This window comes from Bacillus sp. SIMBA_154 (assembly GCF_046536015.1).
GTDB lineage: Bacteria > Bacillota > Bacilli > Bacillales > Bacillaceae > Bacillus > Bacillus pumilus_P.
On sequence record NZ_JAWJBV010000330.1, the window covers coordinates 1 to 265 of the forward strand.

1 protein-coding gene is annotated in these 265 nt (G+C 53.6%); it reads left to right on the top strand.

The window, feature by feature from the left end:
• Positions 1-265: DHHA1 domain-containing protein (locus tag R0K30_RS22255; RefSeq protein WP_410613049.1), on the top strand; the 265-nt coding region annotated here is incomplete at both ends.

Below are 265 nucleotides of genomic sequence, written 5' to 3' on the forward strand. Positions count from 1 at the left end.
GTTTGAAGCGGAGGAACTGGCTTCGGATATTGATCGGCTGAATAAAGAGCGGCAGAAAATGGTGAAAACCATGACCGAAGAGGCTGTTGAAATGGTTCAGCAGCAAGGCGGAAACCCGTCTGCCATTGTAGTGGCAAAAGCCGGCTGGAATCCGGGAGTCGTCGGTATTGTCGCATCGAAGCTGGCTGAACGTTTTTACCGGCCCGCTGTTGTGCTTGGGATAGATGAGGAGCAGGGAATCGCTAAAGGGTCGGCGCGAAGCATC